General features: G+C 58.3%; 5 protein-coding genes and 2 pseudogenes. 1 reads left to right on the top strand and 6 read right to left on the bottom strand.

The annotated features are described in order from the left end of the window. Together A7X65_RS43175 and A7X65_RS19855 are read right to left on the bottom strand one after the other, a co-directional pair. Positions 1-113 (bottom strand): annotated as a pseudogene (locus A7X65_RS43175) (DUF736 domain-containing protein); the annotation flags it as partial. A gap of 550 nt (positions 114-663) precedes the next feature. Continuing rightward, complete coding sequence (locus A7X65_RS19855) at positions 664-1,137, bottom strand: hypothetical protein (protein WP_063687614.1); 474 nt, start codon at positions 1,135-1,137, stop codon at positions 664-666. Positions 1,138-2,978: 1,841 nt separating this feature from the next. Between A7X65_RS19855 and A7X65_RS19840 the strand changes: the two genes are divergently transcribed. Then, the gene (locus A7X65_RS19840; RefSeq protein WP_061849739.1) at positions 2,979-3,416 is read left to right on the top strand and encodes a VirK family protein; all 438 of its coding nucleotides are present in this window, start codon (positions 2,979-2,981) and stop codon (positions 3,414-3,416) included. Between the two features lie 1,073 nt (positions 3,417-4,489). On the opposite strand, the gene A7X65_RS19835 is transcribed toward A7X65_RS19840, so the two are convergent. From A7X65_RS19835 to A7X65_RS19810, 4 genes and pseudogenes are all read right to left on the bottom strand, one after another. Next, a complete protein-coding gene (locus A7X65_RS19835) occupies positions 4,490-5,266 on the bottom strand; it encodes a bestrophin-like domain (RefSeq protein ID WP_061849740.1) in 777 nt (258 codons plus the stop codon). A gap of 559 nt (positions 5,267-5,825) precedes the next feature. Beyond that, positions 5,826-6,763, bottom strand: a pseudogene (locus A7X65_RS19820) (DUF2493 domain-containing protein). Between the two features lie 2,013 nt (positions 6,764-8,776). After that, on the bottom strand, positions 8,777-9,598 hold the full coding sequence (locus A7X65_RS19815; RefSeq protein ID WP_063687849.1) for a toprim domain-containing protein: 822 nt from the start codon (positions 9,596-9,598) through the stop codon (positions 8,777-8,779). Then, positions 9,598-10,575, bottom strand: coding sequence for a strawberry notch-like NTP hydrolase domain-containing protein (locus A7X65_RS19810; protein WP_167358265.1), 978 nt, complete (start codon positions 10,573-10,575; stop codon positions 9,598-9,600). Before A7X65_RS19810 ends, A7X65_RS19815 begins: the two co-directional genes overlap by 1 nt. Positions 10,576-10,801: the final 226 nt, after the last annotated feature.

Raw genomic sequence — 10,801 nt, 5'->3', positions numbered from 1 at the left:
TTTGAGCGGTTGGCCTCGGCGACGATGCGGACGCCCCTGGCCTGCAGACTGAGCGTGACGATCTCGCCCTGGAAGTCGTTGCCGACCTTTTTGAAAGTTCCGATGCTAGCCATGTCACTTCTCCTTGAGTTGTTTCGAGCTCCGCGACCACCGCGGCCTCGATGGCGATCTGACGGCCGAAGACGATCGGCGACGCACCCGCTCTTTCGCGGGCCGGAGCGGAGCGGAGGACGCCGGCGGGGAGACTTTCTTGCCTCGCGAGGAATGGGGCGTAGCCCAGGGGAAGAAAGTCTCAACCCGGCGTTGCGGCTCAGACGATCGAGGCGCAGCCGGTCTTCGGCCAGATCAAGCCAACGAGGCAAAGGTGCGTCCGAGCGCTGAACACAGACTTAAGCGGAACAAGACCTGGCAGAGGCGGCTTCGCAACACAAGAAGCAGGCCGGTTTCGAGGTAGAGAAAGAAAGAGCATGCGGGAAACGGCGGCATTGTGGCTGAGGCAAATGCGAGACCGCACCTCTCCCACAGACCACTGACAGCGCCGAATGAAATCGGCATAGCGTGATCTACCGCAACGAAGACCGCCGTCTTTTCTGGAGCTTTACCAATGACAAACTGGGCACATCCTTAGAATGGGAAGCAAGCCCAGATGCAGCGGGGCAAGGGCTATTCCTCACGTCTTTCGTCCGCCAGCCCTGCTTGAGGCAAAACTGGTCCTGGCTGGCTCCCACTTGGCCCGTTAGGGGCAGCGATCTGCATCCAAGCCTTCCCGGCGATGAAGGTTGCGCCGACGCAGGCGAAGGCCTCACACCAGAACGGCGACGTGACGCTCATCTGCGATAACGCGAGCGTCACATGGTAACCAGCGATTCCAGCCGGAATCGCAAAAACCGCGCCGATCGCGCCGCGCACGATGACCAGCCGTGTCACAGAATGGGCAAATTGAATAATAGCAAGCGTCAAGGCGGCACTGACGATCGCGATAGTCAGTGCACTAGTAATCCCACTGCCTCGATCCAAGGCCATCACAGCGGCGTTGACGGCAACAAACAATGGGAGGGCGTATATTGCGAGAGCAACAGTCAGCCAGAACAGCAGACCGAGCCCCGCGAGATTGAGGGCAAGTCCAAGAGCGATCACGGTGGTAGTCCCGTTTGAAAGAGTAGCGACTGCGCCTCCACCACCACCACGGCGCACTTTATGGAATAGATCCAAAAAACGATGAAATCGAGACGCAAATCCGTCTTGTACGGAAAATGCGATTTCCTGGGGCGATTGAGGCGCCCGGCCGCAGCTTGCTATTTTGATTTGAATTCGACCAAGACGGCCGAGGCCAAACCCAGGCCGGCATAGCTTCCCAGCCGGGTTTGCTGTTGTGAAAGCTCGTTTTCAGCTTCGCATCCTCTGCTACCCGCCGACTGGAACGCAGCAGAGCGCGGAATCACGTCCGAATAGATGTCCGAGCATCCTGGAAATGTGCTTGGACATCACGTCTGTAGGCACCCGCAGCAATCATTTGGTGAGCTCAAAAATGACAAGTGGCTGAATGCCGACACGGATAGCAACACCCTGCCCGCCAGCTAGGGATCGAGCCTACTCCGCTTTGATCTGGTCGGACGCGCATTTGCAATGTGTGGCGCTCCAGCAGGGGGATTCCAACCGCGCCAAGTGCACCGTTGCCACCCGAAATGCCGGCCTCAAGCCATATGAATTGGCATAAAAGTAGAGATCGGATACGGGCTTGGCGTGTCAATGAACTAAGCTTGGCTCCCTGATTACTTCCCTCACTAAAGTCTAACAACCACAAGGATGAGGAGCTTCATTCGCCAACTCAGTGTGGTTGCACCTCACCTCGGCCGATGAAATCCAGCACCGACCGAGCCTGAGCGATTTCACGTGAGATACGCTCCAACATCCGTATCGTAGATGCGTGCGTCCGAATGAGACCCGCTCTCTCGCACGCGATATCCAAGTGATGCATGACCTGTTCGTGGGTGGGAGCGACTCGATTCAGGAGCGCGCTGATTGTCAATGATGCGAGCGTGTGCTCAACGATACCGTCTTCGATCTGAATCAATTCTGATTGTCTCTCCTGATCGCTGGGCCGACTCTGACATGGGTTATCGACGAAAGTGTGTGCACCCGAGCAATTTGCTCAACCGGACGCTCACGTTGCGTGATCACTAGTGCGCATGAGGCGGCGAATCAACAACGTCCCGGCGTTCGCGAGCCGCAGAGGCGCTGGCACCAGAGCGAATCAACCGGCGATCGTACAATCATCTGCTGGCCCTTGGATGAGGGTAGATCAAATTGGTTAGAGTGCCGAGCACGATCAGAAATCGTCACACGAACATAAGCCTTCACCATTTCTGAACGCGCCACACTCTTGTGCGTGTCGGGCCAACTTGTCGTATTCTTCGGCTACCTTCAGGAGCCTATCTCTGGGTCTGCCGGGCGGGAGCGCATCGGCTTTGGTCCGCGTTGCGTGCGCGCGACCTCGCCACAGCTTTGGATCGTAGATTGGTCTGTATGTCTTCATGTGGCGATGATGCAATTCGTAGATCAAGATAATACGACGATCGACCTCCGTATCGTTACGTAGGCGACGCATTAGCAAGCCTCCCGCGGCGAATGCCGCGCCGTTGCAGCGGCCACTTCACAATGCAAGGCGAAGCAGATTTCTTCTGAACGCCCTGCAAACATCCGAGAGTCCGGATTTCATCGGTTTTAGTGTCGCTCATCCTTTGGCTGCAGCCGGAGCAGATAGGACGATACCGCAATGGTGATGCCACTTCGCAAAGCTTACATACGAGTTTGTGACGTTAGGTTTACGCTCGCAATCGCTTGCGTGCGATTGCAACACATGTTGTTTGTCGCGAACGCGACCTCGCCTGACGTCTGGAATCCGCCAAAGCGTTTCCGAACACGACATCCGGCCGGTTGCGACTTACGTCTGCGGGTCTTGTGTTGGAGAAGGGCATATGCAGTTCAGTGGCGAACGTCTGTCGATCTTGTTGTCCTTGCTCTTGGCTGCGAGCGTAAGCACGATAGCGAAGGCCGACGAGCCCTCGCCGAAATACGTGGAGGTGCTAAGTGCACTGCAGGCCGGCAGGGAAGTGAGGGTCATACTAGACCTCAGTCGCTGTACCACCGTTGATGGCCAGCTCGGGCCGGCTGTGCAGGGCGGGCTGATTATCAGCGCCTTCAGGGTGAGCGCGCAGAACGGCATCAGCTTCGCCAATGCGCATCAAACCTTGGACAGCTCGGGACACCCTATCACCGAATACATCCGCCATAGCCTCAGCCGCGAAGGCAGGCTCAAGGTGAGGGCCTCCAAGCTGGCCGCCGGCGCGGCCGAAGCGGTGAATCAAGGTGAATTCGTTTGCGAGGTGCCAGATGGCGCAAAGTTTGTCTGGTAATCGGAAGAAGCAATGCGAGCGGCCCGGCTGCGCTTAGGTATCGGCGCAAGATTAAGTGGGCAAGTGAGCGCAATGAACAATCGCGATCGGCACGATGTCAGAGAGAACAGTTGACGACAGCAGATGAGACTCTGTGCGGATCAGCTTGCCGGATCAGCATCATCTACCGCTAGTTGTCGAGATCGAGAGGCGACCAGCGCCGTCATCGGACGCGTGCTTTGGCTAGTAACTAAAGCTCCCGCTCTGTTCAATTGGCGCTTCGCGTTGGCACTAAAGAGGAAGTGACGTTCGGAATGAAAAAATTATTGCTTATATCTGCGATCGCTCTCGTGCTCGCGGCGGTGGTGCCCTCTTTGATCCAAGTCGCAAAGCAGGCTGTGCAAGATCTCGACACCGATACGCTCGCAGCCGAACCAACAAGTCCTTGCATCGGTGGCTCCGATGGATGTTTAAATCCTTCGCCGGATCCTTATGGTCAGTATATCTGCACCCGTTACCCAGAGGCGTGCCGACACTAGGGACCCAGTATACAAATTGATGCCGCCAGAGCGGCGCGCGCTCCTTTGCGAGTGCGTCCGTTAGTAGCAACGAGGCTGTCTCAGAGTGTGCTCCTGGACGACGGAGCTATAGCGGCTCACGACATGGGTGAGGTACTCTCTCATGCGAAAGCCACCCTCACCCGCCTCAACTCAGTAATCGAGAGCGTGTTCGCCACCGTGTGGCGGACGGTTGGGACAAAAGAAATCGCCCTCACCGCAGACCGCCAAACTGGTGGTGTTCGGGCTCATCGACGCAGCGTCAAAAGCGCAGGATTCAGGGCACAAATCGGTCGCCGTAGATCGATGGAGGTGTCAGATTCGGTGACGGCCTCGGGTCATTCCGGTCCAACAAAGCCGCACCTCATGATCAGCCGCATCCAGATTTACGCACAGTTCAGTGGCCGCGGCCGCTGATATAATACGTATTTGATCTCGTCTCTGCTCAAGAGCAGTGGCTGCGAGCGGCTGCTACCAACCTTCCAGCTGCGTCAACGCAAGAATGACTTGCATTAGACGCAACAAGCCGATGCACCCTTATTCCGCCACGATTTTGACGACCTCTGCCAGAGGTCGCGGTTCTACTCGGAAATCGCCCGAAAATGGACGCTCTTGCAGACCAATGAGTCCCAGCGCCATCACGACGGCAATTGAGAACACGCTTAGCGCAGTAATTTGCGCACCGGCCTTCTTCAGGTGCACCAACCCGATTGATATCTGTGTCACCACGCCAAGGATCAGGACGAGAATCCATTTGGCATCGATCGTCCGGTCGGAGGCTAACGCGAGCCGTTCGGAGCGTGCGATGCCCGCTCCGACTGCGGCATTTAGCAAGGTCGTCTGCACCGCCCCGCCCGCCGCTTGGGCGATCTGCGGATCGCTCACTTCTCGCATCAAAGCGGCATAGGCCGACTCAACCGATTGGGCCTCCTGGTCGCGCGCCATCGCAGGCCACTCGTCGTCCACGAGGGCGGCAACGTATTTCACAAGCACTGAGCGGAGGCTGCCCATGTCCGAAACGGAGGCAATACTAACAGCATAGATGTTGCGCAGTTCCGCCGCCTCTGACTGCACCGCGCGGGCCGCCTGACGGTTGCGATCGGTTATATCATTGGCCAGGAATCCGGTCAGGAACGCAAACAACACTCCAACCGTGCCGAAAAACGGAGCGACCACGCCTTCTACGCGGCGCACCGACACAACCGTTGCAGGGCTGAAACTCGCGATTACAATGCCAGTACCAGTCGTTGCGTAAAGAGCGATGAGGACCGCGAACAGCTCAAATGTTGGAAAGTCCAGCCAAGCTTTGATCATTGAGTTAGCCGATCCTCTATTGCAAGACGGCGAATCCGATTGGAGCGTATGAGCATTCGGGTCGGCCAATAATGTATTGGTAGTGAAAGCACAACGCTTCCGCCGCGACAGAATGACCAGGGGGCGGGCCCGTTCACTCAAGGATCTCAGCCATCAGCCGCTATGCGGAAATCAAACAATGGGCTCATCGTCACGGCAAGAAGAAGTAATAGGCTCGCCACTACTGCACGAGATTAGGTGAAGCGCACACGGCGTCGCCATTGCCAAGGTGTTTTCAAACGGGCATGGCCCAGCCCGAAGTCCCTGCCTGGACGAACAAGTCCTGGCGAAGCCAACAGTCCACGTCCGGCCCACCGAAGCAGGCGACGGTCGCCTGAGTTCCGGAACTCCATTGGTCGAAGTCGCTCGATAGCTTGCGCCTGCAAATTTGACGGAAGCGGATCGCTAGATGCGGGATACAATGCTCCATAACGAATCGCTGTCCCAACGCGCCAGGAACATTCTGCGACATTGGCCTTTTTACCGGGTTGCCCCGCTTCAGCGTCAATGAAGACGGCGCTCACGCGCCGTCGCTGCTAAACTTCCAGACCGGGATGCCGAACTTCTTGGCCTTATCGACGAGGTTATCCTGGATGCCTGTGCCCGGGAAGTGCATGACACCGATTGGCATGGCCTCCAGCATCGTGTCGTTGCGCTTGAATGGTGCAGCCTTCGCATGTTTCGTCCAGTCCGGCCTGAAAGCGATTTGCGGAACCTTGCGATTGCTGGCCCATTTTGCCGCGATCAATTCGGCGCCTTCGGCGAGCCGCCGTGCAGCAGAACCATATCAGGATGCTTTGCGCGAACCTTGTCGAGCCGATCCCAGACGAGCTTGACGTCGTTGAAATCGAGCCCACCGGTGAGCGCAATCTTGGGTCCAGGAGGGAGCATCACCTCGGTTTCGGCCCTGCGTCTGGCAGCAAGAAAGTCGCGGCTGTCGATCATCGCGGCGGTAAGGGTACGATGGTTGACGACTGAGCCAGAGCGCGATCGCCAGGGCGAGCCGGTGTGAACTTCGAAATTCTCGGCAGCCTGGTCGCGAAAGAGCTCCATGGCGTTGCGGCGCTCGATGAGCGTGATGCCTTCGGCGGTGAGTCGTTCGAGCTCCACGGATCGTACTTCCGAGCCGTTCTGGTCGCGCTGGCTCCTCTGCTGCGCTTGCTCATTAGCGTCGAGTTCGCGTTCGATGCGGTTCGCGGCGCGATGGAGAAGATTGACGGTCGACCAGAGCAAATCCTCAAGGTCGGGCTCCAGGCGCGTGTCATTCAAGGCCGAGACAAGCGCATCGAAGATGTCGGCTATGGCGCCGGTGATCGAATTGCTGTCTGGCAGCCGCCGCGGATCGGGTTCGTCCTGCAAAGGACGAAAGCCAAAGAGCTGAAGTTCGGCAAGAGCGTGATCGGTCGGGGATGAAGCGTGGGTTGGCTCGAATTGCGGATCGTCGCTGTCGGTCGTCATGGTTGAGGTCCTTCGCCGGGTCGGCCGCGCCCATCGCGGCCTTCGTGGCGATCATCTGACGGCGGGCGGCGCGGACCAGAACCCAAAGCGAGGCGCCGGGCCGAAGCGAAGCGGAGGATGGCAGAGGCGCGGCTATTTTGGTTCGCGGTGCAAAGGCGCGGAACGCGCCTGCGGAAAATAGCCGCGATCTCTGCCATTGCAGGGCCGTGCCGCTTGCCGTCCGATCGCCTCTAGAAGGCCAGGGAGCGGCTCTAGCCGCAAGCCCCAACAGGACCCTGACCGGCCGGCTGATGGAGCGCGACCGGGACGTATTGAGCGCGGACATGCATATGCCGCTTTGGACGCGAAGATAAGCCGAATTCATCCAGGTCGATGCATGCAGACTTTCGCTATAGTTTTGGGCCTGCCAGCTAACGAAGTGACGACAAACGCCAGCGTCCGTCAGCGTGTCGCCATCCTGCTGCTGCTGCATCCGTTTCCTCATCAGTGCAAAACCAGCGCCGGCCAAGTTCGACGCGTTAATCTGACGATCGAGTACGCGACAAATGCGGTGCCCCTTTTGGCTGACGTTTCCTTCGATCACACATTCGGGCGACGGCGCCTCGGGTGACGATCGAGTAGCAATGTTTGAACGGTAGTTGGACTATTGTGGGTGCCCCTCGCGGCGGTTGACAAGTTCGAGCACCGACTGCGCCTTCCGAATTTCGTGTAAGACACGTTTCAATATTCGCATCGTCGATTTTTCCGTCCCAGCGAATCCCGCCTTTTTGCACGCCAGCCGAAAATGATGCGCGACCTGCTGGCGGGTGGGGTTGTCGGATTCTGCAGCGAGCTGGTCGACAACGAGGCCAGCATGTGCTCGGCCATCTCTTTTCCGCCTCAATCAAGCTTTGTGCCCCTCATATGATCGCGTTCGCCTGTAAGAGCTGCGCCGTCGGATTGTCGGCGAAGTTGCGGCACCTCGTCGAGAGAGCCCTCGGGTGGCTAGAGCATCGCATCATGCGCTGGTGATGACACTTGGCACGAAATGCCTTGATGTCCCGTACGAAACGCATGGCTTGAGCTGATGGGTAACCTCGACGGTGCTCCGAGCTCCTGAACGAAAACCAGCTACGTCTAAGCCTTTGCTCGGTTCTTCAAGCTCAGAAGCGCTGGGCGTGGCAAGCAAGCTATTGTGCTCATCGTGATGCAGAGCGCGCATGTTAAGCTGGCGCGATGGCCGATCCGCTGATGCACCGATCTCAAAGTGGCGTAGCTTTGGTCGTGGGCTTTTCGAGCCTACAACCTGCCGCAGCGGCAGATACAAGTTGTTTCAGCGCTTTGGCGGTGCGTTCATTACTAGGCAGGGATATGTAATCCGCATTGTTGAGGCGACTACTTTAGACGTTGGCCCAGATCGCATCAATGCACCTTGCAAGCCTCTCTCAGGTCTGCGAATGAAGTCGTTGATGCGCGGTTTCACGTCTGGCTCTATCGCATTCGGCTTGAGGCTGTGCCGGCATCAACCAGACAATCACATCGCCCAGTTTGCTTTGCAGGTCTCGCCGCATTGGGTCTTCCTAGCCCTTGGTTCAAGATGGCCTCACCCTTGTGACCTGTACTCGTCTGACGGAATGACATCTCACAGCCCGATGTTAGCCTTCCTTGGGCAGCATCCTGATTTGCCAACGGGGACAATGGCCTTCGGTCGTCGGCACGGATATTTTGTCGGCAAGAAACAGCAGGCTGCGGACTTCTGTGCAGTGCGCACGTTCTAAAGAAGCGACGCTCCATAGCACGAGAAGTTTCCTCGACCGTCTGAACGCCGATGGATGTTGACTTCGCCCAAGAGCAGCGCCTCTTAGAAATATATATTGGCGGGAGCGGAGCGCATTGATGGGGAGCTGGCATGGCAAAGCCCCCCGGGAACGGGCAGCAGAACTCTTCCGGAGCAAACCTTTGGCAATCGGTGATCCTGCATCTTTCTTCAGGATGTATTGGCACCGCGTCAACCGTTGGAAGAGCTGACAGGCGTCAGCGCGACCACTTCGTTACAACCGGGCCAATGAAGCGGATGGCATCCTGCGGAGTAAATTGGAGCTGCAAGGCTGATCGTAGTTCACTGAGGCCGAAGGTTTGCAGGTCTTCGTTAAAGTCTGAAAGCCTAGGTGATAACGCAATCGTCTCGATGCCGGCCTGCATGGCGCGCTCGGTCAGGGCCGCGACGGCAAGATCACCGGCCGCATCGGCATCACGTGCGATGTAGATGCGGCGTAGCGTCAGCGGAAGGAGCAAGGCGGCAAGATGGTTTGCCGAAAGCGCCGCAGCCATCGGCATCGCCGGAGCTGTGCAACGAGGCGAGAGGATCGTTTCGATACCCTCTCCTGCCGTAAGCACATCATCGACCAAAGCTGCAATGCCCCGCTTGCGCAAATAAGATTCGGCGAGGGTTCCGGCGACCGGCTGCGCCATCGCGAAGAGGCGCGCGGCCGCCCAGGGCGAGCCAGCCAGCGGCTTGTTGTGCGTAACCTTGAGCGATGGGGCAGGATCCGAACGAGGCAAGTTGAGAAATCGTCGTGCCTCGTCCGCGACGTCGCGGAAATCGAGACGCCCGCAACTTTCGCGGATGATGTCGAGGAGGTCGCCATGTTGGCCCGTTGCGGCGTCCGTCCACTTGCCGGCCGACCCCTTGCGCGAGGCTATCAGGCGCACGAACATCGAGCGGCCTGGTGTGTTGCGGGCGTCACCGACCATCCAGTAGCTGCCTTGGCGCCGGCCGTTGGAGAGATAGTAGCGGCACACCGCCTCGGCTTCGCGCGAGAGATGGTGTGCCAGATCGTGCGGGTGGCGTCCCATCATTCGGCCTCCCGTTCGGTGCCCCACTCGAACGGATCGTGCTCGAGCACCTTAGTGATGATCTCAGCTCCGATTCTATCTGCGGGGATGAACACATGCAGCTTCCAAGAGGTGATCTCGTAAAAGAGGCTGTAAGCCTTGAGACGATCCGGCATCGTGTCGCTGAACCCTGAGAGTTCAATTCGGTGGACATCCATCGCTTGTACGCAACGGCACCCGAGGCGTTCTGCGAGTTTGAAAGCGGGCCGCCGGTCCGCGAGCGCCGCAAACGCTGCGTCCGCCCTCATTGCCGATACATCGGATTCGTCGAAAGCAGTCACTCCGTCGAAATCAGAGCCCAACGATTCCACAATGCGCGTGAGGCCCGAAACTCTCTTTCGTCGTCGATAGGCCCGCAGCGTGGCGTAGGCTGCAAGAAGGACGCCTTCAGTGAGCCTGATCAGGATCCGGCGGAACCGTGGGACATGCGCGATGAACAGCCGCTCCATCCTAGGCGCGGACCAGACAGGCTGCGCACCTTCTATTGATTTGCCCCGCTTGGTAGTCCAAACACCTCCTCGGTATCCGAACACCCAGTTGTCGATCAATATGCGGCCGACGCGGCGCTGCGTCGATAACTGCTCCAGGGCCTGCCTATCTTCGCAGCGGTGCGTATGGACCTTGATACGCCCCCAGTTTTTCCAAAGCATCGGCAACATGGAAATCGGCGATCCTGAGTTGCCAGGGTTAACCGATCCATATTTGCGAAGGGACGGGACGGCTTGCGCCTCGCAGGCTTCCTTGGCCGCTTTCCAAACCCGAGATCCGGTCGCGACAATGAGACCGAATCCGAGCCCCATGGCGCCCCCCAAGACCAGCTCGAAGCAGAAACCGTGAGGGCTTGAAAGTAGAACGCGGGCCGCGCGAAGAACAGAAGAAGCTGCCGCGCGCGAAAACGCTGCGGACGCTGCGGCCGTCGACTCTGATGGCTTGAACATATGGAAAACCTCAGGAGAGCGGTTGCAGATGGATCCGCCGGTGCTCTCTCGTAATCCGACGGGCTCAAACAGCCCGTCGTCCCTCTTCCTCTCCATCACAGGGAGCCGTGCAAACGCCCGCGCCGGACCAGGTGCGCACTGCCGAATGGGCAAGAGCCTCGGAAGAAATCAGAGGGGCGGAAGAACCCGCCCCTTGCTGCGATCATTCGATGAACAACGACCGGCA

It is taken from the genome of Bradyrhizobium stylosanthis (genome assembly GCF_001641335.1).
GTDB classification, from domain to species: Bacteria; Pseudomonadota; Alphaproteobacteria; order Rhizobiales; family Xanthobacteraceae; genus Bradyrhizobium; species Bradyrhizobium stylosanthis.
Note: the sequence above shows the minus strand (reverse complement) of the source record. Positions and strands in the feature narration are given on the sequence as shown.